The 25738-nt window shown below is 50.3% G+C and carries 19 protein-coding genes; 9 read left to right on the top strand and 10 right to left on the bottom strand.

Annotated features, from left to right (window positions below; translation table 11 throughout):
* Window positions 1–18: 18 nt before the first annotated feature.
* From BD749_RS09575 to BD749_RS09560, 3 genes are all read right to left on the bottom strand, one after another.
* Window positions 19–714, bottom strand: a complete 696-nt coding sequence (locus BD749_RS09575) for a GNAT family N-acetyltransferase (RefSeq protein ID WP_245868977.1) — start codon at window positions 712–714, stop codon at window positions 19–21.
* Window positions 715–840: 126 nt separating this feature from the next.
* The gene (locus BD749_RS09565; RefSeq protein ID WP_101444145.1) at window positions 841–1746 is read right to left on the bottom strand and encodes a restriction endonuclease; all 906 of its coding nucleotides are present in this window, start codon (window positions 1744–1746) and stop codon (window positions 841–843) included.
* A gap of 121 nt (window positions 1747–1867) precedes the next feature.
* Window positions 1868–2857 (bottom strand): aspartate-semialdehyde dehydrogenase, encoded by a 990-nt coding sequence (locus tag BD749_RS09560; RefSeq protein WP_101444144.1) that lies wholly within the window; start codon window positions 2855–2857, stop codon window positions 1868–1870.
* A gap of 429 nt (window positions 2858–3286) precedes the next feature.
* Here BD749_RS09560 and BD749_RS09555 point away from each other — a divergent pair, with 429 nt between their 5' ends.
* Window positions 3287–5842 carry a lamin tail domain-containing protein gene (locus BD749_RS09555; protein ID WP_245868975.1) on the top strand — a complete coding sequence of 852 codons (2556 nt, stop codon included), beginning with the start codon at window positions 3287–3289 and terminating at the stop codon, window positions 5840–5842.
* A gap of 238 nt (window positions 5843–6080) precedes the next feature.
* On the opposite strand, the gene BD749_RS09550 is transcribed toward BD749_RS09555, so the two are convergent.
* Genes BD749_RS09550 through BD749_RS09535 form a run of 4 tightly spaced genes read right to left on the bottom strand, consistent with a single transcriptional unit; the run spans window position 6081 to window position 11315 of the window.
* Window positions 6081–7517 (bottom strand): TolC family protein, encoded by a 1437-nt coding sequence (locus tag BD749_RS09550; protein WP_101444142.1) that lies wholly within the window; start codon window positions 7515–7517, stop codon window positions 6081–6083.
* Between the two features lie 4 nt (window positions 7518–7521).
* Entirely contained in the window at window positions 7522–8877 is a 1356-nt protein-coding gene (locus BD749_RS09545; protein ID WP_101444141.1) for an HlyD family secretion protein, read from the bottom strand.
* Window positions 8878–8879: 2 nt separating this feature from the next.
* Window positions 8880–10619: a peptidase domain-containing ABC transporter gene (locus BD749_RS09540; RefSeq protein WP_245868972.1), complete on the bottom strand. Its 1740-nt coding sequence runs from the start codon at window positions 10617–10619 to the stop codon at window positions 8880–8882.
* Window positions 10620–10628: 9 nt separating this feature from the next.
* Entirely contained in the window at window positions 10629–11315 is a 687-nt protein-coding gene (locus BD749_RS09535; protein ID WP_101444139.1) for a TetR/AcrR family transcriptional regulator, read from the bottom strand.
* A gap of 360 nt (window positions 11316–11675) precedes the next feature.
* On the opposite strand from BD749_RS09535, the gene BD749_RS09530 reads away from it, so the two are divergent.
* Entirely contained in the window at window positions 11676–12941 is a 1266-nt protein-coding gene (locus tag BD749_RS09530) for a DEAD/DEAH box helicase (protein ID WP_101444138.1), read from the top strand.
* Window positions 12942–13224: 283 nt separating this feature from the next.
* Window positions 13225–13392: a hypothetical protein gene (locus tag BD749_RS19390; protein ID WP_180336365.1), complete on the top strand. Its 168-nt coding sequence runs from the start codon at window positions 13225–13227 to the stop codon at window positions 13390–13392.
* A 149-nt stretch (window positions 13393–13541) separates the two neighbouring features.
* Here the strand turns inward: BD749_RS19390 and BD749_RS09525 are convergent, their stop codons facing one another.
* Together BD749_RS09525 and BD749_RS09520 are read right to left on the bottom strand one after the other, a co-directional pair.
* Window positions 13542–14075 (bottom strand): dihydrofolate reductase family protein, encoded by a 534-nt coding sequence (locus BD749_RS09525; protein WP_101444137.1) that lies wholly within the window; start codon window positions 14073–14075, stop codon window positions 13542–13544.
* Between the two features lie 63 nt (window positions 14076–14138).
* Window positions 14139–14354, bottom strand: a complete 216-nt coding sequence (locus tag BD749_RS09520; RefSeq protein WP_101444136.1) for a YgaP family membrane protein — start codon at window positions 14352–14354, stop codon at window positions 14139–14141.
* A gap of 111 nt (window positions 14355–14465) precedes the next feature.
* On the opposite strand from BD749_RS09520, the gene BD749_RS09515 reads away from it, so the two are divergent.
* From BD749_RS09515 to BD749_RS09490, 6 genes are all read left to right on the top strand, one after another.
* Window positions 14466–14795: a DUF2752 domain-containing protein gene (locus BD749_RS09515; protein ID WP_245868969.1), complete on the top strand. Its 330-nt coding sequence runs from the start codon at window positions 14466–14468 to the stop codon at window positions 14793–14795.
* A gap of 3 nt (window positions 14796–14798) precedes the next feature.
* Window positions 14799–15179 carry a TM2 domain-containing protein gene (locus tag BD749_RS09510; protein ID WP_101444134.1) on the top strand — a complete coding sequence of 127 codons (381 nt, stop codon included), beginning with the start codon at window positions 14799–14801 and terminating at the stop codon, window positions 15177–15179.
* 323 nt (window positions 15180–15502) lie between these two features.
* On the top strand, window positions 15503–18670 hold the full coding sequence (locus BD749_RS09505) for a SusC/RagA family TonB-linked outer membrane protein (RefSeq protein WP_101444133.1): 3168 nt from the start codon (window positions 15503–15505) through the stop codon (window positions 18668–18670).
* Between the two features lie 17 nt (window positions 18671–18687).
* Window positions 18688–20163 (top strand): RagB/SusD family nutrient uptake outer membrane protein, encoded by a 1476-nt coding sequence (locus BD749_RS09500; protein ID WP_101444132.1) that lies wholly within the window; start codon window positions 18688–18690, stop codon window positions 20161–20163.
* Between the two features lie 145 nt (window positions 20164–20308).
* Window positions 20309–21976, top strand: a complete 1668-nt coding sequence (locus BD749_RS09495; RefSeq protein WP_101444719.1) for an amidase — start codon at window positions 20309–20311, stop codon at window positions 21974–21976.
* A 112-nt stretch (window positions 21977–22088) separates the two neighbouring features.
* Window positions 22089–24491, top strand: coding sequence for a prolyl oligopeptidase family serine peptidase (locus BD749_RS09490; protein ID WP_101444131.1), 2403 nt, complete (start codon window positions 22089–22091; stop codon window positions 24489–24491).
* 199 nt (window positions 24492–24690) lie between these two features.
* Here the strand turns inward: BD749_RS09490 and BD749_RS09485 are convergent, their stop codons facing one another.
* Window positions 24691–25512, bottom strand: coding sequence for a phosphatase PAP2 family protein (locus tag BD749_RS09485; protein ID WP_101444130.1), 822 nt, complete (start codon window positions 25510–25512; stop codon window positions 24691–24693).
* Window positions 25513–25738 lie beyond the last annotated feature (226 nt).

Genomic DNA, 25738 nt, shown 5'->3' with positions numbered 1-25738 from the left:
GGCATTAGCCTTTACAGATCACCTTGTAACGGCCACTGATCGGGCTAGCTTCCAGTAGATCATCTCATCGTCCCGCACAGTTTCCAGCATCCCGAGTTTTTCCAACAGCCGGATGGAGGCGGCGTTCTCCAGGAGGCAGTTTGCTGTAACAGCTTTCACCTCAGGGTGCCAGAAAGCCCAGTCCACCAGTGCCCTCGCCGTCTCCAGTCCGTAGCCCTTTTGTTGCTCCTGCTCGATGATGGAGTAGCCGATGTCCACAATCCCTTCTATGTTCGGGCCGCCCTTAAAACCGGCATCCCCTATCACCGTGGCATTGTGCCGCAGTACGATCATCCACGACTCAAAGCCGGTTGGTTCCGGCAGTTGTTCCAGCCTCTTGATGATGCGCGGCAGTGTGTCCATGCTTTCCTGATCAGGCCAAGTGCGGGTAGGCTGCAGGCCAATCTGGGTCAGTATACCTGTGTTGAAGGCGTAAATTTCGCGGGCGACTTCGAGGGTGAAAGGGATGAGGACGAGCCTTCGGGTATGGATATTTGTTAATTGGATATCTGCTTTTGGGATATATTTAGGCCACTGATTATATCCAATAGATGGGTTATTTGAACTATACCTACGTATTAGTTCAACCTCTTTCCGACTTACTTCCTGATCTGATGCTATTTCGGATTCCCAGATAACTTCCTTTCTGATAGTAAAGTCTTTCTGTTCAGACATTGAGAAGTCTTTCGCAATTAATTCACTGTTTGCGCTGCCAAAATAATTTAAGGTATTTGTGACATCCTTACCAATATAGATCTTTCCATTAGGGTAAGTTATTTTATAAATTACCTTCATTAGGGTTTAATCTTTAAACTTATTAAAGTAAGATAAATCTACTTCATACACCACTTTAGGCTTAAGCCCAAGCTCGACTTTCTCAAACATTTTAATAAGCTTTTGCCCGTCGACTAGCTCAATCTGCGGAGCTCCATTTCTGTTTGCTTCTTTAACAGCTTCAGTTGTAAAAGTACCAGTCGTCATAATGATTCCTTTTTCGGCTCTCCCTATCATCGCATTCCGGAAGTCGCCAACTTGTGCTCTGGAAACAGAGCCCTTCAAGCGCTTACACTGAAAAAGTACTTTGAAGCTAACAAATGGATTGATCTCTAAAACCCCTTGGCCATCTATCCCTCCATCATGTGAACCACCTTTTACCTCAACATTTTCAAATCCATGCTCCCGTAGTAATTCTTTGCAAACACGCTCAAATCCAGAAGGAGAAATATTTTGTAATACTTCTAATAAGTTAGTATCAGCGCTTATTTCAACTTCTTCGGGCGACTGCTCTTCCTGCTCAGAAATTACATCTGCCTTATTTTTATTCTTTCTTGCTCTGTGGTTTATTTCTACCCATTTCAAAAAGAGCTCATGTGCCTGCTCATAAGTTAAATGTGTGTTTTTGCCTTTTTCTGTCAGTTTCCATGTGCCTCTAACCGAAGAATCTAGCAAGCCTTCCCAAGTAAGGTATTGCCGCGCCCAGGCCACTTGGTTGTGAAACCTATTAGTGCCCGATTTGAGAGTTTCATCTAGAAAGGAATCTTCAAGTTTTAGCTCTTCGGCTATTTTATTAGAGACTTCCTGTGGCCTGCCAGAATATCCTAGCTCACGAAGTGCATCTAATAAAGGGCCAAACCAGCGAACAAATTCAGCTCGCTTTTTAATTTTCCCCGTTTTAGAATTTGATTTCTTTTTTTCTAAGATAGCCATAGCAGGTAATACTTGTATTATGTAATATAGGTATAAATAATTATTCTTAAATAAAGGATTATAAAAAAATGGGAACCTGCAAAGGTCCCCATTTCATGTATACTAGGTTTTGTCTTTCAGCCTACACCAACCCTTGCTTCACCAGATACTCCGCAATCTGCACGGCATTCGTAGCGGCGCCTTTGCGCAGGTTATCTGCTACAATCCATAGGTTCAGCGTGCGTGGCTGGGTTTCGTCGAGGCGTACGCGGCCTACGAGTACTTCGTCTTTTCCGTGGGCGTCTTTTGGCATCGGGTACTGCAGGTTCTTCACGTCATCTACCACTTTCACACCTTCTGTCTCATTCAGGATGCGGTATACCTCGTCCAAGGTGAAATCCTTCTCAAACTCCACGTTCACAGACTCCGAGTGGCCGCCTATCACCGGGATGCGCACTGCTGTGGCCGTTACGCGAATCGAGTCGTCACCCATGATTTTCTTGGTTTCGAGGATCATCTTCATTTCCTCTTTGGTATAGCCGTTGTCCTGGAACACGTCGATGTGTGGTAGTACGTTCAGGTCGATGGTATAAGGGTAAGCCTTCTCGCCCTCTTTGCCTTCGCGCTCGTTCATCAATTGCTCCACCGCCTTCACGCCCGTGCCGGTCACCGACTGGTAGGTGCTCACGACAATGCGCTTCGCCTTTAACTCCTCGTGCAGCTTGTTCAGGGCCACTACCATTTGGATGGTCGAGCAGTTCGGGTTGGCGATGATTTTGTCTTCTTTGGTTAGCTCCTTGGCATTAATTTCGGGCACCACCAGCTTTTTGCTTGGGTCCATGCGCCAGGCAGATGAATTGTCTACTACTACGGTGCCTACTTCGGCAAACTTCGGGGCCCACTCGGTAGAGGTGCTGCCGCCGGCAGAGAAAATGGCGATTTGCGGGGCAGCTGCGATGGCGTCCTGCATCCCGATCACCTTTATCTGTTTACCCTTAAACTCCATCTGTTTACCAACAGATCTTTCAGAAGCAACCAACAATAATTCTGTCACCGGGAAGTCGCGCTCCGCCAGTACTTTCAAAATCTCGCCGCCTACCAATCCGGTGGCGCCTACTACTGCTACTTTCATTGTTTAGGGTATGTTTATATTGAGTGATTGAGTGAGTCTTAAATGGCTGGATGGTCAAATTGTTGTATTACTTAGTATTCGAATCAGGATTTAGATTCAGAACTCGAGACTTCTAAATTCTTGAACTCTTTAACCCCTCAACTCCCAAACTCCATTAACTAACTTATTAGGCTCGCGTAAAAGTTCTAAATCTTACAAAAGTAGCCAGTTTTCCGAACTCACAATATTCGAGATCTTCGACTTTCAGACCTGTAAGTATTTTCAGCTTTTACAGGCTTTCCCTTTTGCGGCTGCAAAGTTCGTAAGTTTTCACCACAATATCTGCGCATGAAACAAACTTTACACCAAGCTATTAGCAAAATATTTAAAGCAGTTATTTACCTAATTCCCTCTCCTGTTTTGGGGGGAGGAGTCTTTCTCTTTCTCCTTTTGCTGCCCTACCTGGCCACGGCCCAGCTGCAGGACGACTTCTCCGATGGCAACTTTACTCAGAACCCCACCTGGACAGGCGATGTAAGCGGATTTATCGTAAATCCGCAAAACCAACTGCAAAGCAACGGACCAGCTGTAACAGGCACCGTGCTATACCTGGCCACACCCTCACAGGCGGCAGTGGGCACGGTATGGGAGTTTTGGGCCAATCTGCGCCTGGCCACTTCTGCCAGCAACTACACCGATATTTTCCTTATCTCAGACAGAGCGGATTTGAAGGCAGCCGATGTGAACGGCTACTTTGTGCGCATCGGCAACACCGCCGACGAAGTGAGCCTTTACCGGAAAGACGCCGGCCGCACGCCTGTGATCATTATCAACGGGGAAGACAAGACTGTGGCGACCTCGAACAACCTGGTATGGGTGCGGGTGAGCAGGAGCCTGGACTATACCTGGCAGTTGGAGATTGACGCCACCGGCACCGGGCAAAGTTATCGTAACCAAGGTACAGTAACAGATGCTACACATAAGCGCTCGGCTTATTTTGGCGTGCTGGTCAGGTATAGCTCAGCCAACAGTCAGCGCTTTTTCTTTGATGATTTCCGGATAAGCGATATAAACCCGCCCGTGCTCGAAGCTGCGCAACCCCTGAGCACCCAGACGCTGGAGCTGCGCTTTAATGAACCGCTCGCCCCTGCCATTGCCCAAAACCCGGTCAGCTATACCTTGAACGGAAACATCAAACCAATCTCTGTTGAGCTTAACGAAAGTAGCACGGTCTTACTCACGTTTGCGCAATCGCTACGAAACGGCGCTAATACGATTGCGGTGGCAGGTATAGCCGACCTGTATGGGAATGCTTTGCCTAGTCCGGTAGAGCTGACTTTTCAATATGCGCTGCCGCCTGTGCTGCCCGGGTATAACGAGTTGCTGATCACTGAGATCATGGCCCGCGAAACACCGGCCGTTGGCTTACCCGCCGTGGAGTATATTGAGCTGCACAACCCCACCGAGAAAGTCCTTACACTGCAGGGTATACGCTACTCCGACGCCACCTCTACCACTACACTGCCCAACGTACTCCTGCAGCCCGGCGAGTATGCCGTGGTGGTGCCCAATACGCAGGTAGCCAATTTTACGCAGTACGGCCGCGTGATCGGCATCAGCAATTTCCCGAGCCTCAACAACACTGGCGAGCTCCTGCAACTGCGCCAGCCTAGTGGTCGCCTGATCTACGCCGTAAGCTACAACGACACCTGGTACCGCGACACGGCCAAGCGTAACGGGGGCTGGAGTCTGGAGATGATTGATGTCACCAATCCCTGTGCTGGTGCTGAGAATTGGATCGCCTCCACAGACCCACGCGGCGGCACACCCGCTCAACCCAACTCCATTGCCGCCTCTATACCTGACAATACCCCACCTGCATTGCTCAGTGTCACAGCATTGGCACCCGACCGCCTGCTCCTCCGATTTAACGACCGCCTGGATAGCGCACAAGTGGCTGAGGTGAGTCGTTATACCTTGAGTCCGGCAGGTATAGGTATAGCTGGGGTGCAAGTAAGCTCACCGTTGTTTGAAGAAGTTGTGCTGCAGCTTGCCAGCCCACTGCAGGAGCGGCAACGCTATACCTTAACCGCCACAGGTATACGCGACTGCGCCGGCAACCTCAATTCACAGCCGCTCACCTTTACTTTTGCCTTGCCCTCCGCGCCGGAGCCCGGCGATGTGGTCATCAACGAGGTGCTGTTCAACCCAAGGCCCGGCGGCGTGGACTTTGTGGAGCTGGTCAACCGCAGCGATAAGTATATCAGCCTGCAAAATTGGCAACTGGCCAACACCAGTAATGACAGTATTGCCAATCGGCGCACGATCACGGCGGGCAGCTATGTGCTGGAGCCCGGGGCATATGTGGTGCTCACTACTAACCCCGAGAACCTTAAAAGCAATTACCCGGCTGCCCGCGACGAGACTTTTCTGCGGATGAGCTCCATGCCTTCCTACCCCGACGCGGCTGGCTCGGTCATTGTGTTGCAGGCCGATGGCCGCATTGCCGACCGTTTCGACTACAGCGAGCGCATGCACTTCAGCCTGATCGATGACCGTAACGGTATTTCGCTGGAGCGCATCCGGCTGGAAGGGGCAACTGCACCTGATAACTTCCACTCGGCAGCCACGTCGGTTGGCGCCACCCCCGGTTACCTCAATTCACAATCACAGTCAGGTATAGCGGCGCGGCGCATGTTTTCGGTGGAGCCTCGGGTCTTCTCTCCGGACGGTGACGGTTACGAAGATTTTACGACGATCAATTTCAGCACAGACCAATCCGGCTTTGTGGCTACTATCACGGTGTTTGACGCCCAGGGCAGGGAGGTGCGCAAGCTGGTAAGAAACGAGCTGCTCGCCACAGACGGCTTTTTCCGCTGGGATGGCACCCGACAGGACGGCACCAAAGCTGCTATTGGGTACTACCTGTTCTATATTGAGCTCTTCGGGCTTGACGGGCAGAAGAGCGTGCACAAGGAGCGGGTGGTTGTAGGAGGGAGGCTGTAAAAGTTAAGGAGTTTGGAAACTGATGGTTAAATTGTTTAATGAACAACAAGTGAATTTAGCACTTCAGCCATCTAGGACTATTGAGACCTGGAAATTAACAACTTCAGAAAGTTGCTAGAAATATTCCCATTCAAACTTCTTAAACTAACTTTTTTGGAGGGTAGCTAAGTTTGTTAGCAACTTTGTGGATAAGTCTAGGTTATCCACAGAGGCTTGCTATTTTCTTTAGAATCCAGGTTTACTCCCGCTGCATACTGCCGGCCGACCAGTAGAGTTGTGCTTTGGTTTTAGCATACTTGCTGCGCAAATCATAGAGTTTGATCTGCGACTCCAGTAGCTTCTGCTCGCGGGCATTGATCAGGAAGATGGAGCTTTCTCCGCTCTGGAATTTAACTACCTCGCCTTCCTGCAGGATGCGGGCGTTGGTCACCATCTGCTCCTGCAGCGCAAGTTGCTCTTCCAGCGCCAGCCATTCATTGTAAACCATTTGCACGGCGTTCTCAATGGCCCGGAGCGTATAAGTTTGCTGAAAACCCACTTCCTGCTGCTTGATCTTGATGAGCTGCAGTTTGCCGCGCTCCTCCCTCAAAAACAGTGGTTGGCTAAAACTCACGCCCAGCCGGTAGTTATTGCGCATGTAAGGTGCCTGAAACGCTTCGCCATTCATAAAAAAGTCGCTTTGCAGCAGGTTATACTCTACATCCAGCTTTGGTTTAAGCTTGTCGGCTGCGAAACGGCGCTCAACTTCCAGCTGCTGCCCCTTCAGGTCGAGCTTCACGATATCGGGGTGGTTCACCTTGGCCAGTGCTACCAGTTCCTGCAAATCTCCGGCACTAAGCGGATCAAGCTCCGTGCCTTCAGCTGAGGGCACGGCGTTGGCAGTCAGCCCGAGCGGCTGATTGCCTTCATCCCAGAGGTGCATTTCTACCCGAAGCTTGCTGTTGTTGTACTGTTGCAGGGCAGCGCTGAGCAATACCCGACGATTGAGTGCCTCAGTGCGGGCCTCCACGGTATCGATGGCGGCCAGGTCGCCCTGGCGGGCCCGCTCGTTTACGGCCCGGGTGCGGACTTCTGCCAGTTCCAGCGCCTCCCGGTATACCTGCACCTCATGGTAATAATAGAGCCAGTCCCAATAGTCCTTGGCTACATCAAGCAGTAGTTTGTTTACCAGTTTAAGGCGGTCGGCCTCGGCCATTTGGGGCAGCAACTGTGCCTGCCGCACAATGGAACGGCGCTCGTCCATAAACAAGCCCTGTCCCAGTGGTATGGCTATACCCGCGTAGCTCAGCCCGTTAGAGGGGGTGTATTTTTCGGGGTTGAGGTAAGGGCCGCTGCTGCGCTCGTAGCCTGCCAGCAACTGAGGGCCAAACCAGAGCGGTACCCGCAGGCTGTTGTTCCAATAGGTATAGTACTCTTTATCCGAAAACTGCTTTTCGCCATACTTGCTGTCAAGCACAGGGTCGAAGCCGCCACGGGCCATACGCAGTTCCTGATCCGCCTGACGGGCGAGCAAGGCTGCCTGCGCCGAAAGCGGGTGGTGCGCCAGCACCTGCTCGTAAAGCGCGTGCATGGTGAGCACCTGTACCGAGTCCGACGGTTGGGCCGCGCCCGGTTGGGCTATACCTGTCAGGCAAAGCAGCAACAGCAAAAAGACTAAAAAAAGATATCTCCTCATGTGCTTATTTCTCTTCTTTGGCTTGCGTATTGGCTCCCTCTACTGGCAGTGTGCCCGTATAATCAGGTGGGAAGCCGTTCAGTTGGCGCCACAGCTCGTACCAGATCGGCACGGTATTCAACATCGCCCATCCCTGTACGCCGGATCCGATGCGGATCGCTTCCGGCCATTTTTCCTGCTCCGGGTCCTGCACCACCAGCATGCGGTAGAGGCCATTGGTAGCCGTGTTGTCAATTACGGCTACTTTGCCACCGAATGTACCGAAGCCCAGATTTGGCCAGCCAGAGAACACGAGTGCCGGCCAGCCATCAAATTGCAGGCGCACCGGAGCGCCGCGGTAGAGCAGGGGCAGGTCCATGGGTTGCACATAAAGCTCCACGGCCAGTTGCGGGTCTTCGGGCATAATCGTCGCAATCGCTTCTCCCTCTTTGATGTTCTCGCCTATGCCTGCCCGGAGCGTGCGCACGAGGTAGCCCGTTTGCGGTGCCACCACCTGGTAAAAATTACTCCGCACCAGGGTACTACTATACTCACTTCTGAGTTTGGAGACGTCCCCAAGCGTGCTGTACAGGTAGGCCTGGTTTGCGTTCAGGTCCGATTCAGCTTTAGCCAGTTTGTCGGCGTACTCAGCCTGCAGCGAATTGAGTTCGGTATAGGCATTGAGCAGCTCTGCCCGCGAGCTGCCGAGTTTGTTTTCGTTGGCCACCAGCTTGGCCTCGGCTTCCTGCAGCTTCAGGCGGCGTGCCTCCAGCTCAGTCAGCGACTTGAGCCCTTGTTCGTATAGTGTCTCCTGCCGGGCATACTGGTTGCGTGCTATCTCTACTTCTACGCGCTGGGCAGCCAGGTCTGCGCTGTCGCTCTGCACCTTCAGGCGGGTCTGGGCTATTTTGTTGCGGCCCTTTTGCAGGCTGAACTGCAAGCCCTCGCGCAAGGCCCTGATCTGGTCCTGCAGGGCCGCGGTTTTGGCTTTGGTAGCGGTGGCAGCTCCTTCCTTGGCCTGCACCTGTTCGTCGAGCCGGTCCAGCAGCTGCGGGTCAAAGAACTTTTCTTTTACTTCCGATAAACTCACGATCGTGTCGCCTTTCTGCACCAGCTCGCCTTCCTGCACATGCCAGCGGTCGATGCGGCCTGCAATGGTGCTCTGTACGGTCTGCGGACGGTCTGCAGGGTTAAGGGCGGTGAGCGCGCCACGCGACGAGATGTTCTGGGTCCAGGGCAGAAACAGACTCAGGATCAGGAGAAGCACTATGCCTGAGATCCAGAAGGCTAGGGTGCGCCCCAGACTGGGGGTCTGCACCATTTTCATCGCCTCCATGGCCCTGTTCTCCCCCGTCGGGGTATAAGGATCTTTCTCTTTCATAATTATACAGTCAAGTTGGCCAGTTGCCGATAGGGGACGCTGTTACTTATTTCCTCAAAATTCCCGTTTGCCACCAACTGCCCGTCTTTCAGGAGCAGGGTGCGGTCACAGATCGCCATCACTTCCGGGTCGTTGGAAATGATCAGGACCGTCCAGCTGAACTCGTGCGACGAGAGCATCTGGATCAGGCGCAGCTTTTCGTGTTTTTCCATACCGCCCCAGAAGTCGTCGAGGAGCAGCATTTTGGGGCGGTGCACCAGGCAGCGGGCCATGATGATCTTGCGCGACACACTGGCCGGCAGGCGAATGCTACCGCCGGTCAGCTCGGTCTGCAGCCCGTCTGGCAGCTCGTGGATGAAGTCGGTAAGGCCCACATTATCGGTCGCCCACACCACATCGTCAATCGGTACGTTCGGTTTGCCCAGCGTGATGTTCTCCAGGATGGTGCCGTTGAAAACCTGCTCCTTCGATGTGTTGTCGCCAATGAGGCGGCGCAGGCTGTTCTTGTCCAGGTCGCGCATCGAGAGGTTGTTGTAGGCGATGCTGCCTTCGTAGTTCTCGTACAGGCCGAGCAGCAGCTGGCTGAGCGTAGATTTGCCCGACCGGTTAAAGCCCGCAATGCACACCCGCTCCGAGGCCAGCACATCAAACGAAATGCCGTCGATGGCAAACTCCTCTACGTTGGGGTACTGGTAGCGCAGATTCTTCACCTGTATCGACAGGCCCTGCCCTTTGTCGGGCATCGTCAGGCCGCGTTCTTCCTCCAGCGGCATATCGGTTACCTGGCCAAGTTTATCAAGGCTGGTGAGCAGGTCGTAAATAGTGTCGAGTTTGATGATGATCTTCTCCACGGCTGTCATGATGAGAATGATCACGATCTCGGAAGCCACAAACTGCCCAATGTTGATTTCCCGCTGAATAACGAGCACAGCACCCAGCACCAGCAGGCCGCCCGTAATTACGGTCTTGAAACCCACAAAGCTGAAGTACTGCGTCATCAGTACCCGAAAGTGCTGCTTGCGTGCCTTCAGGTAGCTGGTAACAAAGCCGTTGGTCTTTTCGGTGGGCAACACAGACTGGCCACCCAGTTTAAAGCTGTTCATGGAGCGGGCCATTTCCTGTAACCAGGCCACCAGCTTATACTTGTACTTCGACTCAGTAATGCTGGTATCGATCCCGCGGGGGCTCGTCAGGTATAGGATGCCGATGAGCACGATCATCAGGATCATACCGAACACAATAAAGTAGGGATGGTAGAACGACAGCAGGATGAGGCCGAACACGATCTGGATGGCAGATGTGGTGAAGTCGGTTAGCAGCTTGGCCATCGACTTTTGCAGCGACACCGTGTCGAAGAAGCGGTTCATGAGCTCGGGCGGATAGTAACGGTGCAGCGCCTCCGACTGCAGGCGCGGCACCCGGTAGGCAAAGTCGAAAGCCGTTCGCGCGAAAATGCGCTGCTGTATGTACTCCACCAGCCACAGTTGCATGATCTGCATGCCACCCACAATAAGCAAGCCCAGCACAATAAGGGTGATCAGCACCACCACCGACACCGTGATCTGCCCACTGGATACAAAGGCAATAATGCTCTGAATGCCCAGCGGCAGCGACAAACTGATAAGGCCGGCCACAATGGCATAAATGTACAGGTATACGATCTCGCGTTTCTCGGCTGCAAGCAGCTGCCAGAAGCGCTGCATGGGAGTGTATTGAGGTCGGTGTTTATAAGCTTTGTTCATGTGTCTGTGTTATCTCTTCTGGTCAACTGCCGCAAAAACAAGATGTTTTAAAAAAATAGCCGTTTCTTCCGGGCTTCGCTGCGTTCCCTTAATCTCGGTGAGCGAGGGCAGGTGCTCGGCAAAGAAAACCTGCTGGTGGGCCGCCTCCATAATGGTGCTGATGAGCGCATGCGGGTAAGGGTAGTCCGGGTTGATGCGCAGCACCATCTCGGCCAGGTGGTGGCACAAACGCTTGTACTCCAAAAAATAGCCGTCCTTGTTATCATCGTCCACCTCCTTGGTCAGGTATACCTTGGAGGCCTCACTGATCACAATACGGTGCAGAGCGCTCTCACTGATGTGGAGCGTGGCGGGGTTGTCGGTGCCGGATGCGGTGATCACATCGATAGCCCTGCTCAGACGCTCCCGGGCATCAGCCACGTTGTTGGTATGAAACAGCACAAAGTGGTCGAGCCAGGCCCAGTGCCACGACACCAGGTATACCAGCAGCTTGTGCTTGTTCTCGAAATAGCGGTACACAGACGCTTCGGTCGAGTTGATCTCAGTGGCCAGTTTCCGGAAGGTGAACTGCTCAAATCCCAGCTCGTCGATAAGGCGGATGCTCTCCCGGATAATGCGCTGGCCAAGCTCGGTGAGCTCCGGATCGCGCAAGTAGGCTTTGTGGTTTAAATTTATCTTGATGCTCGTTGTGTTCATGGCCTTGGTGAGTTAGGAGCGGTTGCTATACCTTCCGGCTGCTTTTTATTCGAGATTTACAGCGCAAAGTTATAACAACTTTCTAATATGATAGTTTTACTATCGAAAAGATTTATTTTACTTTTTTGTCCTAAACATATTTTGCCTGATTTTACCTATTTGATTATCAGGCAGGTATAGCGCTCTATAGCATGGGCCAAGTTTTATGCCGCGCAAATCGGTAATTGAATAGGTTTGGCCTTACTCATAGGTATAGCCAGCCTAGAGCTATACCTGACGCGAATCAGAAAAAGAAGCTGTACCTTTGCAATTCGCTAGGGCCTTACGTAAAGACCAGTAGCCAATCAGCAACGCATTGCCATGAAGTTCGAAGATTACCGCATATCCGACGAGATCAAGAAGAGCCTGGACAAGCTTGGTTTCCGCAAACCGACCGACATCCAGTTCAAAGCCATACCGCCCATCATGAAAGGGGAGGACGTGTTGGCCATCGCCCAAACGGGCACCGGCAAAACGGCTGCCTTTGCTATACCTGTGCTCGATAAGCTGCAATACCAGATCAACCGCCGGCGCTCCGACGGTATCAAGTGTGTCGTGATGGTGCCGACCCGCGAACTGGCCTTGCAGATCACAGAGGTGTTTGAGCAGCTCGGGCGCCATACCCGCGTAAAGACCTTCTGTGTGTTCGGGGGGGTGGAGCAGGGGCCGCAGATCGCTAAGCTAGAGGCAGGTATAGACATCCTGGTGGCTACGCCGGGCCGCCTGTTCGACCTCGTAAGCCAGGGCTACATCCGGCTGGAGCGCGTCGAGACGCTGGTGCTCGACGAAGCGGATCACATGCTCGACCTCGGTTTTATCCACGACATCCGGCAACTGATCACCAAACTGCCCCGCAAGCGACAGACGCTGTTCTTCTCGGCCACCATCAACGAAAAGATCAAGGAGCTGGCCTACTCGCTTGTCAATAAGCCGGTGCGTATTCAGATCTCCCCAAAAGATCCGGTTTCGAAGAACGTGGACCACTCGGTGATGTACGTGGAGATGGACGAGAAGCGTTTCTTCCTGGAGCGGGTGGTGAAGGAAAATCCGGATAAAAAGATACTGGCCTTTGTGCGCACCCAGGTGCGGGCCGAGCGTGTAGTGGCAGCCATGGAGCGGGTTGAAGTCGCGGCGATGAGCATTCATGGCGGCAAAGAGCAGAAAGACAGGCTCGAGGCCCTGAAGAAGTTCAAGAAAGGGGAGGTGAAACTGCTGATCGCGACCGATGTGAGCGCCCGCGGCATCGACATACCTAATGTGGACTACGTCGTGAACTATGACCTGCCCGACCAGCCTGAAAACTACGTGCACCGCGTGGGCCGAACAGGCCGGGGCATGGCCAAAGGTATAGCCGTGTCGTTTTGCAGTACCGAGGAGAAGCCGATACTAGACGAGATACAGACTTACCTGACCAAAGACATCAAAGTGCTGCAGCTCGACCCCGAGGACCGCGAAACAACCATCGACTTCAGCGCCGAGGCCAAGTTCGACTGGAAAGCCCTGATGAAAGAGGCCGAAGAGTTAGACTCGAAAGTGAAAGCTGCCAAATCGAAAAAAGCCAAGGCCAAGGCTAAGAAAAAGAAGTAGAGTACAAAAGGGATAACGAAAGGCCTGTGCAGAGATGGTGTTTGCACAGGCCTTTTTATATTCCACTAAAAAGTGCTGCCTTTGAGTGCAATTCAACTTTATAAGGGTGCCATGATATTGATTGATTTGGAGTGATATACGTATATATTATTGTAAATCAATTTATAAACCTGCCGACAAACCCCGGCAAATCAATCAAAGAAAGGAGCATGAGATGAGACGATACAGAAGAAGTTTCCTTTCAGGATTATTTTTTAATACTGGAAACTATAACCTGCCCACTGTGGACGATAGCCTTGGCGTGAGCCGCAGTTTCTCAGACGGAATCAACGATGAGATGCTTCGGGAAGAAAGACTGGAGCGAGAACACAACAGAATGGCTGAACACAAACTTAACGAGCCAACAGACAGCCCTGCTAATGGCCCAGATAATACTACCGAAACGAAATAGCGAAGCCATCCTGCCAATAAACTGAAGCTATGCTTTGCTGGGATTAGCTTTACCCGGACTGGCAGCCAGCACCCAACAACATGAACATTGATGATGCACAGAGCCGCCTATGGTAAATGGAGCGGCTCTTGCCTTTTTACTGCAGCTTTTTAGCAGCTATACCTGACCTGCAGGAAACCGTTGCGGTATAGTTTGTTGTCGGTTGGGATCAGTTTGAGTTTGTGCTCCTGTGCCTCTTCAGAAAAGAGCGGTATACCTTTGCCTAATATAATGGGTATGTATGTCAGGATGATCTCGTCGAGGAGGCCTGCATTAAGTACGGCAGTATTCAATTGCCCGCCGCCTATCAGCCAGATGTCCTTGCCTGGCTGCTCTTTCAACTGCTCTATAAAGTCTGTTACGCCATCTTTTACAAACGTGACATACTCATTGTTGTGCTGTGCGGACCGGCTAAAGACATAGTTTTTGAGGTCGGGGTAAGGGAAGGGCATGTCGAAACCCAGCACCTGCTGATAAGTGGTGTGGCCCATCAGCGTAGTGTCGATGGTTTGCAGAAAGGCGCTGTAGCCAAAGTCCTCGTCCGGGATGTTATATTTCTTGTCGTGCAACCAGTCAATATTTCCGTCAGGTCGGGCTATAAACCCGTCGGTGCTCGCTGCAATGTATAGGATGATCTTTCTCATAGCGCTATAGGTACGCAAAACCGGCGCTCAGGTATAGGAGAAGCTATAATATATAATAGAGAGTTAGAGCACCGCGCTCTTAACCCGGTGCTGTTCTCCGGCACAGCCATTGTAACCAATTGCCTGGTTAACGGGACAGTAGCGCAACATGCCTGTTACAATAGGTATCGCCCCTAAAACAGACAGGGCTTTGATATTATAAAATGCCCCTACTCCGATCATGGCCATTCCTGCCAGCACCCGAAATTTCTGCTCCGTCAATCCTACGTTACATTCCATACTTTTTATTTTAGGTTCCTTATGTCATACGTGACATTTATAGAGAGTTGTTTTAATTTGATTGCATTATAATTTGGACAATCAGGATATTAAGTATACCTTATAGGGGTAATGCAAGTGATGAACAGAGACAGTGCCTTTTATGCCGCCCGCTATGTGTTACCCGAAGCAGGAGCCTGGGTGTTAGGCTTGGTGTTGCTGGCCGTTATGGAACCTGCCGGCGACCATCTGTTCAGTTTGTGCCCTTTAAGCTGGATCTGGCCAGATGGGTGCCCGGGTTGTGGGCTTGGCCATAGCATTGCTTACCTGTTCAGGGGAGAGTGGACATCCTCATGGCGAGCGCATCCGCTGGGATTGCCGGCGCTGCTCCTCCTGAGTTGGCGGGTAGCAAAGCTATCCGCACAATCCCGGAAATTATACCTACTTCACTCTAAACTATAAACTATGGCTAATGTATTTAATTTAATGCCTGAGCTCGAGCCTGATGAGATGGCTTATGTGCAAGGTTTGCTCAATTCTATGTCGGAATATGAGGCGCAACAGTTTACGTCGGTTTACAGAGCGCGCCGGCGCGAACCGATGTTAGTGCTTATTACGGCGGCGCTGGGTTTCTTTGGGGTGGCAGGTGTGCATCGTTTTGTGCTGGGGCATATAGGCATGGGGTTGCTCTACTTATTCACGGCCGGACTCTGTTTTATAGGCACTATTATCGATCTTATAAATTATAAGCGCCTGGCATTCGAGTACAATATTAAAGAAGCACAGCAGGCTCACGCCATTGTCATGTCGCAGACAGGGAATTATGGTGGTACCAACAACTACTGAGTTTAGCTTTTGTTACGAGGGCAATGTAACTTACCATAACACCTTGTGTATTGAAGATGTAAATTTTATTGAAAATTTACATCGGCGGGCAAGCTTTCGCCTTAAAATTTCTCCAATAAAATGTTAGTTAAGTTGAATGAAGTGACCTTCAGTGCGTTGCAGAGGTCATTTTATGTCGTTAGGGGTCTCAAAAAGGCATAAAAAAATATTACGAAGAATCTTTGTTAAGGTTTTGTTAAATGTTTTTAATGCCTATATTTGGAGATAAAACTATTCTATTATCTAATCTATTTATCAACAACCTAACAAAACAAGTGTAGTTTATGAAGAAAGTATTACTACTTAACTTCTTGTTTTTGTTTGCGCTTTTGGGTCAGGTAGCGGCTCAAAGTCGGACAATAACAGGTAAAGTTACAGGGGCAGGGGACGGAGCACCTCTACCAGGTGTGTCTGTAGTTGTGAAAGGTACCACCACAGGTACTGCAACGAATGCAGACGGTTCATTCAGCGTAAACGTGCCAGATAATGCGAACACCCTGGTGTTCCGTTACATCGGATACGTGGCAAAAGAGGTGGCGATTGGCGCAAATACTTCAGTTAACGTGACATTGGATATTGATAGCCAGCAGCTGTCAGAGGTTGTAATCCAGGTGCCTTACGGTACTATCGCAAAAACAGCCTTTACGGGTGCTGAGTCAACCATCACAACAAAAGCGATCGAGAGACAGCAGGTAACATCTGTTACACGCGTACTTGAGGGCTTGGTACCAGGTATCCAAACTACCAACGGTGGTGGTGCTCCTGGTTCTAACGCTTCTGTGCGTGTTCGTGGTATTGGTTCTATCTACTCAAGCAGCGAACCTCTTTATGTTGTGGACGGTGTTCCTTTCAGCGGCACACTTCAGTCTATTTCAACTGACGACATCGCGTCTGTAACAGTATTGAAAGATGCGGCAGCATCTTCACTTTATGGCTCTCGTGCTGCGAACGGTGTGATCATGATTACAACTAAGAGAGGTAAGACTGGCAAGCCTAGCATTGCTGTTAACCTGAGAAGAGGTGTTTCTGATCGTGCTATTAAAGAGTACGACCGTGTAAACGAGCAGGAATACTACGAACTGATGTGGGAGGCTATGCGTAATGCGAAACTCGGTGGCGCACCTCAGCCTGGCCAAGATCTTACTGCTGCTAACAAATTTGCTTCTGACAACATTGCAGGTGGAAGCGGTCTTGTTTACAACCCATTCAACGTGCCTGGCAACCAGGTGATCGATCCGGCTACTGGCCGTTTGAACCCAAATGCTCGTTTGCTTTACAGCGACTCATGGGCTGAGGAATTGTTCCAGAAATCTAACCGTACAGACCTGAACATGAACGTGTCAGGTGGTGCTGAGAAGAGCGACTACTACCTGTCTGTTGGTTATATCAAAGAAGAAGGTATCGCTAAATTCTCTGGCTATGACCGTGTAAATGCACGTGCCAGCATCAATACGCAAGTAACTGACTGGTTAAAGTCAGGTGTTAATATTGCCGGTAACATGTCTGAAAACCAGGGTAACTATGCAACTGGTACCGCTACATCTAACCCATTCTACTACTCTCGCTACATGGGCCCAATCTACCCGGTATGGCAGCGTGATGGCGAAGGTAACTTCGTAGCAGATCCTGTACGTGGTGGTAATGCGCTGGACTGGGGTAATGCAAGCCAGATGGGTGCCAGACCATATGCGCCAAACTCTAACCTGCTTGGTACGCTGGCTCTGGACGAAAGATCTTTGAGAAGAAGCGAGGCAACTGTAAACACTTTTGCTGAAGTGAAATTCCTGGAAGACTTCACATTCAAAACTACTTTCGGTGGTAACTACTACAATGGTTTCGGTACTACTTACCAGAACTCACAGTTTGGTGATGCAGCCAACGTAAGCGGACGCTCTACTAAATCTGATAGAAGAACTATTTCTTATACCTTTAACCAGGTATTGACTTGGAACAAGCAGTTCGGGAATCATAGCCTGCGAGCCTTAGCTGGTCATGAAAACTATGATTGGGAGTCTAGAAACGTATCTACTACTAAGACTGGTTTCGCATTCCCTGGTACTACTGAACTTGCTTCAGCCGCAACTTTGACTGACGGTACTTCTGACTTTGAGGATCACAAGATCGAGTCTTACTTCACTCAGTTGAACTATAGCCTTTCTGACAAATACCTAGCTTCTGCCAGCTTTAGAAGAGACGGATCTTCTCGCTTCCACAAAGATACACGTTGGGGTAACTTCTTCTCAATCGGTGCAGGCTGGAGAATTTCACAAGAAGACTTCTTCAATGCTGAGTGGGTTGATGAACTGAAACTGAGAGGTAGCTATGGTGAGCAGGGTAACGAAAATACCTTGAACACAGATGGAACGCAGAACTATTATGCTTGGCAAGGACTTTACTCACTGGGTTGGAACAACGTGAATGCGCCAGGTGCACTGGTAACTTCACTTCCAGCAATGGATCTACAGTGGGAATCTAACGCTAACTTCAACATTGGTGCTGACTTCAGGTTCTTCAATAAAGTAGAAGGTACAGTTGAATATTTCGAGCGTATTTCTGACAACCTGTTGTTCTTAATTCCACTTCCTTATTCTACTGGTGGCCTAGGTAAATGGGAAAATATTGGTACAATGAAGAATAATGGTTGGGAACTGCAGTTAGGTTACAATGCGGTATCTACAGGCGACTTCGACTGGAGAATGGACATGAACCTCACCAGCTACACCAACAAGATCACAAAGATGCCTAACGGTGACCCAATCATCAGTGGCACTAAGCGTTATGCTGAAGGTCAGAACATTTACGACTTCTGGCTGCGTGAGTACTATGGCGTAGACCCATCTAATGGTGATGCCCTGTACCGCACCGACCACACACAGTACAAGCCAGACAATGCTGCTTATAAGATCATTGGCCAGGATACTGTAACAAACAACATCAACTTTGGCACATATGATTATCAAGGTTCTGCTATCCCTGACCTAATGGGTGGTTTCACTAACTCATTCCGTTACAAAGGATTTGACCTTTCTGTCCTAATGACATTCCAGGTGGGTGGTAAGTTCTACGATAGCAACTACGGTAGCTTGATGCACAGAGGTTCTTATGGTACACACTTCAGCAAAGATATGCTGAACCGTTGGACGCCAGAGAACACCAACACAGATGTACCTAGACTGCAGCAAGGTTTGGCTACACAGGATGGTGCTTCTACAAGATGGCTGTTCGACGCTTCTTACCTGAACATCAAGAACATCAACCTGGGCTATACTCTGCCAAACACGTTGACTTCAAGAGTAGGTGTAAACAACATGCGTGCATTCGTATCTGTTGACAATGCCAAGATCTTCACAAAGAACGAAGGTATGGACCCACAGCGTAGCTTTAACGGTACATCAGACTTCACTTACCCAGTGATGCGTACTTTCACGCTTGGTCTAAACGCTAACTTTTAATTAGGGATATTACTAGAATGAAAAATATAGTTAAAAAACTAGCTCCGCTGGCACTGGCAGTTTTAGTGCTGACGGGTTGCGAGAAAGAGTACCTGGAGACAACTCCTAAGTCTCAGGTGCCAAATGATTTAGTGTTTTCTTCGACAGAAGGTGCAACAGTAGCCCTGAACGGTATCTACCGCTCTATGTGGACATCAATGGATGGTAGCCACGGTCACTTCGGGCAGAAGTCTTACGACCTGACGATGGACATGATGGGTAATGACGTAATCACGCCAGTACGTGGTTATGGTTGGTTCGTAGCAGAGTATAACCACTCAGCATACGGTACTGCTACCCAAACATCGCGCTCTGGTGCTACCTGGAGATACTACTACAGAACCATCAACAACGCGAACCTTATTATCGCAAACGTAGATGAAGCTGTTGGTACACAGGAGCGCAGAGATTATCTCAAAGGTAACGCCCTGTTCCTTAGAGCGCACTCTTACTTCTATCTGATTAACCTGTTCCAGCATACTTACAAAGGCAACGAGAATGCCCCAGGTGTGCCATTGTACACTGAGCCAACTACTGAAGGTAAAGGCCGTGGTACTGTGCAAGAGGTTTACAACCAGATTGTTGCTGACCTGGATGCTGCTGAAGCCCTGTTAGCTGGTAAAACGAAAGACCACGTTTCTCACATCAACCAAAAGACTGTAAAAGGTCTTCAGGCTCGTGTAGCTCTGCAGATGGAGAACTGGGAGAGAGCTGCTATAAAAGCAAACGAAGCTCGTCAGGGTTATACGCTGATGAATGCAGCTACTTACAAGGCTGGTTTCGGTACTTCTAATGGTGAGTGGATGTGGGGTCTTCAGATTCCGAACGACCAGTCTACGATCTATGCTTCTTTCTTCTCGCACATGGCAAACACCGCAGGTGGTTACGCCGGTCTGGGTAGCACGAAGCTGATCACGAGAGAACTTTACGAGAAAATGTCACCTACTGACGTGCGTAGAGAGATCGTACAGGCTCCTTCTGTTGACAACAAAGGCACTTACTACAACTACACTTCTCTGAAGTTCCGTCTGCCAGGTGCTGGCTCATGGGCTGCTGACTACGTGCTGATGAGAGCTTCTGAAATGTACTTGATCGAGGCTGAGGCACTTGCCAGACTTGGTAGAGACGCAGAGGCTGTAACAGTTCTGGAGACATTAGTGAAAGCGAGAGACCCATTGTATGTAACTTTGGCTACTTCTGGAACAGCTCTAATCGAAGAGATCCTAATCCAGAGAAGAATCGAGCTTTGGGGTGAAGGTTTCTCTATCCTGGATCTGAAGCGTCTGAACAGACCAGTTAAGAGAACTGTTGGTACTGCTCCAAACGGTGAACACGTTGAGGCCCTTATCCTGGTAAAAGAGCGTTCTATCACAGATCCACAGATTCTGTTCAGAATTCCTCAGGATGAGCTTAACAACAATAAAGCACTGTCGGCTGGTGATCAGAACCCATAATCGATTCTGATAAAAATAGAATCTAATAAGAGCCGCCCCTTGCAATGCAGGGGGCGGTTTTTTTATACCTAATAATGCCTGAGCAAAAGCTTTAAGTAGAAGAGAATTATTAACTTAAAGCTCTAAAACAAAGCACATGACTTTCATGAAGAAATCTTATACCTATACCGCTCTTGGCGCAATCTGCTTTTTGTCGGGTGCTTTCGTGATGAAGCTGGCAGATGACAAGATAACGGTGGATATGTTGCGTAGCGCACAGCAAATGATCGGGCTGAACTTCACGGATGCGCAGCTAGACTCGGCAACAACCAGTGTAGCAGAGTTTCGGGAAGGCTACCAGCGCATCAGAAAGCAACCCCTGGCTAATGAGGTAACGCCTGCACTACAGTTCAACCCCATCCCTGTTGGGTTCGAGTTTGAGCAGAAACGGGAGAAATTCGAAGTAGAAAGGCGGAAAGGTATAAAGCTGCCTACCAACAGGGAGGAGCTTGCTTTCTATTCGGTTCCACAACTCGCAGAACTCGTAAGAACAAAGCAGATCAGCTCAGAGGAGCTTACCAAATTTTTTTTAGATCGATTGAAGCAGCACGGCCCAACATTGCAGTGCGTTACCAGTCTAACTGAGGAGCTGGCGCTGGAGCAGGCACGACGTGCGGATCAGGAGATAAAAGCCGGTAAGTACAAAGGTATGTTGCACGGTATACCTTATGGTGTAAAAGATTTGCTCGCCACTAAAAAGTATAAAACAACCTGGGGCTCTGTACCCTACAAAGACCAGCAAATTGATCTGGATGCCACGGTAGTGGAGCGACTGGAGCAGGCCGGCGCAGTATTGGTGGCTAAACTCACCTTGGGTGAACTGGCCATGGGTGATGTATGGTATGGGGGTAAGACCCGCTCACCCTGGGACACGACGAAAGGCTCAAGTGGTTCATCAGCCGGATCGGCTTCGGCAGTGTCAGCTGGTTTATTGCCATTTGCTATCGGTACAGAAACACTCGGGTCTATCGTGTCGCCATCCACGGCGTGTGGAACCACAGGCTTGCGCCCCACTTATGGACGGGTGAGCAGGTATGGCGCTATGGCCCTTAGTTGGTCTATGGATAAAATTGGACCAATCGCTCGTTCTGCCGAAGATTGTGCCATTGTGTTTAACGCCATCTATGGTCCAGATGGGAAAGACCTGACAGTTGCAAATGCGCCATTCAATTACAACAAGAGCATAGAAGCAAAAAAGCTACGGGTAGGCTATCTGCACAAAGACTTTGAGCGTGACTATCCTTTTAAAGAAAATGACAAAGCTACACTCGAGGCACTACGAAAAGCAGGTATAGAACTGGTGCCGATCGAACTGCCAAACCTCCCTGCCCGTGACCTGACCCTGACCATATCGGTAGAAGGAGCCGCTGCTTTCGATGAGTTAACCCGCAGCGGTCGCGATAGCCTGATGGTGCAACAGCACAAGAATGCCTGGCCAAATATCTTTAGAGCAGGTCGCTTTGTTACTGCTGTAGAGTATTTGCAGGCACAGCGAGTGCGCTCACTGATTATCCAGCAGATGCACGAGCAACTCAAAGGTATAGACGTATACCTGAGCCCATCTTTTGCAGGCAGCAACCTGGTGATGACAAACCTGAGCGGCCATCCCTGTGTGGTTGTGCCGAATGGCTTTCAGAAAAACGGCATGCCCACCACCATCACCTTTATGGGGCAGCTTTACGGTGAGGCAAAGGTGCTTGCCCTGGCCAAGCTATACCAGGACTTGACAAACCACGACGAGCAGCGACCACCAATGGCACTGAGTAGCCGTTAGCCGGGCACAACCGACTCTAGGAAATAAGAAGAGGAGAGCGGCTTGGCATGTTTGAGTATTATAGCTTATTTTTAGTCTTTCACTACAACCTAATCTAAACACAACATCTATTATGCTTCTTAAGAAGAGAGCTATTCTCCTGATGTCATGGCTTGTGCTGGCCGGCAGTGCTGCCGTGCAGGCGCAGGAAAACAGCAGCAAGCTAAGTGTGGAGAAGATCATGCGCGACCCGACCTGGATCGGCACTTCACCCAGCAACATATTCTGGTCGGAAGACGGCAAAAAGATTTACTTCAGCTGGAATCCGGATGCCAACCGCAAAGACTCGCTTTACAGCGTAACAGCAAATGGCGGCAATCTGCAGAAGGTGAGTGCACAGGAACGTCGCGCCTTGTCTGGAACCTGGAACGCGCGCTATAACAGAGCCAAAACCCAGAAGGTATACGAAAAGAACGGAGACTTATACCTGCTCGATATCAAGAGTGGCAAAACCCAGCAGATCACCAATACGGTAGAACGCGAGAATAGCCCCTCCTTTAGCTATGATGAGAAAAAAGTGGCTTTCGTGAAGGACGGAAACCTATACCTGTGGACAATCGCCAATGGGCAGTTAGCTCAGTTAACTGATTTCAAAAAAGGCAACCAGCCGGCAGGAGAAGGAAAGAACCCACAACGAGACTGGCTGAAAGAGCAGCAACTGACACTGCTGCAGATCGTGCGGGAGCGTGAGGCAGACAAAGAGGCTGCCCAGAAACAGCAGAAGGCTGACAACCCAAAAAGGCCAAAGGAGATTTACATCGGTGACAAGTCTGTTGATAACATCGTGCTAAGTCCGGATGAGCGCTACATCAGCTACCGCATGGTAACGCGCCCGAGAAACGCCAAGGTGGCCATCGTGCCGGATTTCGTAACTTCATCAGGCTATACCGAAGACATCAACACCCGCACCAAAGTAGGGGATGCCCAGGCGACCTTTGAGTCGTTTGTGTACGACATCAGCCGCGACACTACCTATGCGCTGCAGGTAGCGGGTATAGATGGTATAAACGAACAGCCAGCTTACCTGCGCGACCGTGACACCAAAGCAAGCACCGCAAAAGAGCCTGCTACAAAACCTGCTAAAACGGAAGCCCGTGCCGTAACCGTATTCGGGCCTGTGTGGTCCGACAATGGCAAGCACGCCGTGATGGTAGCCCGCTCAGCCGATAACAAAGACCGATGGATTCTGAAACTCGACCCTGCCACTGGCAAGCTGAGTACGCTCGACCGTCAGCGTGATGAGGCCTGGATCAACGGCCCAGGTATAGGTTTCGGAACAGGCGACATTGGCTTTATGCCGGATAATGAACATGTTTGGTTCCAGTCGGAGGAGAGCGGTTATTCGCATTTATATGTCGTGAACCTCAACAATGGCAGTAAAAAAGCACTGACGAGTGGGAAGTTTGAGATTTCCGGCCCACAGATCTCCAAAGATAAGAAGAGCTGGTATTTCACAGCCAACAAGGTGCACCCAGGCGAGAAGCATTTCTATCGGATGCCGGTTAACGGCGGAGAAATGACCCAACTGACTTCCGGCACTGGCGCGCACGAAGTAACCCTTTCTCCGGACGAAAAAACACTGGCCATCCGCTATTCTTACAGCAACAAGCCCTGGGAGCTGTTCGTGCAGGACAATAAGAAAGGCGCCAAGCCTCGGCAGGTGACACAATCGCTTACCGATGAATTTAAATCCTATAACTGGCGCGAGCCGGAAGTGATCAGCTTTAAGGCAAGTGATGGGGAGGATGTGTATGCCCGTCTATACCGCCCGGAGAAAGCTGTGGCAAATGGGCCAGCCGTAATCTTTGTGCACGGTGCCGGTTACCTGCAGAATGCGCACAAGTGGTGGAGCTCTTACTTTAGGGAATACATGTTCCACAACTTCCTGGCCGATAATGGCTATACCGTGCTGGACATTGATTACCGTGGCAGCGCCGGCTATGGCCGAGATGTGCGCACCGGCATCTATCAGTTTATGGGTGGTAAGGATCTGAGCGACCACGTAGATGGGGCCAAGCTGCTGGTAGACAAGTATAACGTCGATCCGAAGCGCATCGGTATTTACGGTGGGTCTTACGGCGGCTTCATTACGTTGATGGCCATGTTCACAGAGCCGGACGTGTTTGCTGCCGGTGCCGCTTTACGCTCCGTAACAGACTGGGCTCATTACAACCACGGTTATACCTCCAACATTCTGAACGTGCCGCAGCTCGATAGCCTGGCATACGCCAAGAGTTCGCCAATTTACTATGCCGAGGGCCTGAAGGGAGCACTCCTGATCTGCCACGGTATGGTAGACACCAACGTGCATTTTCAGGACGTCGTGCGCCTGACGCAGCGCCTGATCGAACTAGGCAAGGACAATTGGGAGTTGGCGGTTTACCCGGTAGAGGACCATGGCTTTACAGAGCCAGCCAGCTGGACGGATGAATACAAGCGCATCTACAAACTCTTTGAAGAGAATCTGAAGAAGTAAGCTGTAATGGTAATTTTAAAAGCGAACGCCCGGCATTTCTGTCGGGCGTTCGCTTTTATTGTTTTTAGAGAATGCTAGCCTTATCCAATAACTGTCTTTTACCATTTAGCTATCAGTGCCCCATGCCTAATGCTGGCCAGTTTTTATGGCTTGCAAGAGATTTCAGTAGGACAGCTGCTGATGCATTTATTAAATCTGCTTAGAAGATATAGCTTAGATTAGCACCTTGCGAAGCAGTGCCGTTAAATGTCGGTATGATGGTAGGGTTAAGCGAGAAGCCACTGTCGTTAGATTTTTTGTGCAGTTGTGGCACCAGAATACCAACAGCCGAGCCTATAGCATAGCCCAGCAGGTTATCGCTAAGGAAGTGCTTGCCAGCGCGCAAACGCAGATAACCCACGGCGGCCGGAACAGTAGCTGCTCCTACCCACACATAAGGACGGGCAGGCGAATCCGGATTAAAGTCGTGAAACACCTTCGCAAAGAAGAAAGAAGCCGCAGCCGCAGCCGTCGTGTGCCCGGCATAAAAAGAGTTACGGGCATTGGCTCGCATTTTATCTCCCATTTCAACATCCGGGCTATATACCAGCGGTCTGGTTCTGGGGTTAAAACCACTCGACATCGTGAATAGAGCGCCTGTGATGGCCATGGTCTGCACGTACATCCCGAGCACTTGCCCGGCATTGCTGCGCACATCATCGTCGAACGCCACCAATACCAAAGGAAGCGCGAAAGAGCCATAGAACGGGAAGTCACTCACTTTCTTGGCCTGGTCAGAGTCCCAGCCGGCAGAGAAACGGTCGAAGCTGTTGACCTGGTTCTTGTTCAGGTTAGCGATCTGCTCTTCGGTAAGCCCGTCCTTATCCTGCATACGGGTAAGTCCGTAATAGCTGAGGCCCATACCTGCAGCCGTTATCGGCGCATCTATTGCGAATTTGGTTCTATAGGGAGAGTCACTTTGTGCCTGGCTGGCCTGTGCTGTCAGCACAAGGCACCATATCATTAGAATATATTTCTTCATGGTTGAATCTTAAATGTGCAATTTTAATGATTGAAACGCGGCTATATATAAAAGGTTTTGTGTTGAATTTGTTTTGTTCGTAAGCATTGTGGCTAACTTTTGCCTCCTGCAGGGTTGATATAAAGATCAAATAGTTTTTATTTGATAGATGCAATTCGTGGCAAACCGAGCTTAACCGGATACCTTGATTACAGGAGCAGGTATACCTTCTGCGCATGATCGTTTT

The sequence above is a fragment of the Pontibacter ramchanderi genome, assembly GCF_002846395.1.
In the GTDB taxonomy this organism is placed as follows: domain Bacteria; phylum Bacteroidota; class Bacteroidia; order Cytophagales; family Hymenobacteraceae; genus Pontibacter; species Pontibacter ramchanderi.
Note: the sequence above shows the minus strand (reverse complement) of the source record. Positions and strands in the feature narration are given on the sequence as shown.

Coding starts and splice junctions, on each gene's coding strand:
- BD749_RS09575 (WP_245868977.1), bottom strand. CDS start 714: ATGTCTGAACAGAAAGACTTTACTATCAGAAAGGAAGTTATCTGGGAA.
- BD749_RS09565 (WP_101444145.1), bottom strand. CDS start 1,746: ATGGCTATCTTAGAAAAAAAGAAATCAAATTCTAAAACGGGGAAAATT.
- BD749_RS09560 (WP_101444144.1), bottom strand. CDS start 2,857: ATGAAAGTAGCAGTAGTAGGCGCCACCGGATTGGTAGGCGGCGAGATT.
- BD749_RS09550 (WP_101444142.1), bottom strand. CDS start 7,517: ATGAGGAGATATCTTTTTTTAGTCTTTTTGCTGTTGCTGCTTTGCCTG.
- BD749_RS09545 (WP_101444141.1), bottom strand. CDS start 8,877: ATGAAAGAGAAAGATCCTTATACCCCGACGGGGGAGAACAGGGCCATG.
- BD749_RS09540 (WP_245868972.1), bottom strand. CDS start 10,619: ATGAACAAAGCTTATAAACACCGACCTCAATACACTCCCATGCAGCGC.
- BD749_RS09535 (WP_101444139.1), bottom strand. CDS start 11,315: ATGAACACAACGAGCATCAAGATAAATTTAAACCACAAAGCCTACTTG.
- BD749_RS09530 (WP_101444138.1), top strand. CDS start 11,676: ATGAAGTTCGAAGATTACCGCATATCCGACGAGATCAAGAAGAGCCTG.
- BD749_RS09525 (WP_101444137.1), bottom strand. CDS start 14,075: ATGAGAAAGATCATCCTATACATTGCAGCGAGCACCGACGGGTTTATA.
- BD749_RS09520 (WP_101444136.1), bottom strand. CDS start 14,354: ATGGAATGTAACGTAGGATTGACGGAGCAGAAATTTCGGGTGCTGGCA.
- BD749_RS09515 (WP_245868969.1), top strand. CDS start 14,466: ATGCAAGTGATGAACAGAGACAGTGCCTTTTATGCCGCCCGCTATGTG.
- BD749_RS09510 (WP_101444134.1), top strand. CDS start 14,799: ATGGCTAATGTATTTAATTTAATGCCTGAGCTCGAGCCTGATGAGATG.
- BD749_RS09505 (WP_101444133.1), top strand. CDS start 15,503: ATGAAGAAAGTATTACTACTTAACTTCTTGTTTTTGTTTGCGCTTTTG.
- BD749_RS09500 (WP_101444132.1), top strand. CDS start 18,688: ATGAAAAATATAGTTAAAAAACTAGCTCCGCTGGCACTGGCAGTTTTA.
- BD749_RS09495 (WP_101444719.1), top strand. CDS start 20,309: ATGAAGAAATCTTATACCTATACCGCTCTTGGCGCAATCTGCTTTTTG.
- BD749_RS09490 (WP_101444131.1), top strand. CDS start 22,089: ATGCTTCTTAAGAAGAGAGCTATTCTCCTGATGTCATGGCTTGTGCTG.
- BD749_RS09485 (WP_101444130.1), bottom strand. CDS start 25,512: ATGAAGAAATATATTCTAATGATATGGTGCCTTGTGCTGACAGCACAG.